This is a genomic window from Sphingomonas sp. Ant20 (genome assembly GCF_000783375.1).
Classification (GTDB): domain Bacteria; phylum Pseudomonadota; class Alphaproteobacteria; order Sphingomonadales; family Sphingomonadaceae; genus Sphingomonas; species Sphingomonas aerolata.
In genome coordinates this window covers 1-1274 of the sequence record NZ_JRVI01000250.1, presented here as the reverse complement: position 1 = coordinate 1274, position 1274 = coordinate 1, and the positions used below count along the sequence as shown (strand labels likewise).

The following is a 1274-nucleotide window of genomic DNA, read 5'->3' as shown; positions in this document are numbered from 1 at the left end:
GCGTCGCCCAGACGCCCGGGCCCGCGGCGAGCGCAAGCGCGGCGTGCCGCCAGCCGAGCGGCTCGCCGGGCTGCGCCGCGGTCCGGTCGAGATCGATCGCGAGCATCGCCACCGACCAGCTCGCGGTCAGGCAGATTCCGACCGCGACGGCGACCAGCGACCCCGAATGCTCGAAATGAAGATTGAAAAGGGGGACCACGATCTTTGCTCTCAGGACGTAACTCCCAATCGCATGAATTTATTAAAGAAAGTTATAACCGAAACGGCTTGATAGGGCCCCTTGCCCGGCCGGCACGATCAATTGCCCGCCGAGGCGACCACGGCCCGGGTCACGTCGCCCATCAACCGCATCCGCACCGGAATCGGCTCGCGCGTGCTGGCGATCATCACCGCGACCGCATAGCGATGGCCGTTCGGCGCGACGAGCAGCCCGATATCGTTATAGCCGGTCGACAGGCTGCCCAGGTCCTGCCCGGTGCCGGTTTTGTGCGCCAGCGACCAGCCCGGCCGCAGCCCCGATTTCAGTCGCAGCGGCCCGGTCTTGCTCGACCGCATCAGCGTCAGCAGCGACGCGGTCGAACGCGCGCTCAACAGCTTGCCCTGCGCGAGCAGCGACAGGCCGAGCGTCACGCCATTGGCGGACGCACCGTCGTAGGGCGCCGCGAGATAGCGGTTCAGCGCCTTCGCCCGCGCCTCGTAGGTCATCGCCGCGCGCGCCTGGAGAAAGCCCCAGCCCCCCGCCCATTCGGGCCGCCATTCGAGCCCCGCGGTCTTCGCCTGCAGCACCCGTTCGCCCGGGCCGAAGGTCACGCCCTCGACACCCTTGGCGTCGAGCATCCGGTTGATCGCCGCGGGCCCGCCGACGCGCCACAACAGCACGTCGTTGCAGGTATTGTCGCTGCGCGTCATCGCGCCGCGTAACAGCTCGTCGATCGTCGTCGTATAACCGTCCGGGCCGATCAGCGTGCGGATCGGCTGATGGAACAGCGTCAGGTCGGCACGCGTCAGCGTGACGCGGTCGGACAGCGAAATCTGCCCGCGGTCGACGGCGTCCATCACCGCGATCGCCACCCACAGCTTGCTGACGCTTTGCTGCGGACGCCGCGTGTCGCCGTCCCAGGCCACCACCCAGCCCTCGTCGATGTCGCGCACGGTGATGCCCACCTGTCCCTTGAAGCTCGCGCCGAGCGCCTGCACCGCGTTGAGCAGGTCCGCCGCGGGCTGGGGCCTCGGCGACGGCCGCGTCGGCGACGATGGCCGGGCGCCGGGCCAGG

The 1274-nt window shown here is 69.3% G+C and carries 2 protein-coding genes; both read right to left on the bottom strand.

Annotation, left to right across the window (positions count from 1 at the left end; translation table 11 throughout):
• Positions 1-199: hypothetical protein (locus NI18_RS19545; protein ID WP_037532572.1), on the bottom strand; the 199-nt coding region annotated here is incomplete at its 3' end.
• Positions 200-297: 98 nt separating this feature from the next.
• Positions 298-1209, bottom strand: a complete 912-nt coding sequence (locus NI18_RS19540) for a serine hydrolase (RefSeq protein ID WP_037532574.1) — start codon at positions 1207-1209, stop codon at positions 298-300.
• Between the last annotated feature and the right edge of the window lie 65 nt (positions 1210-1274).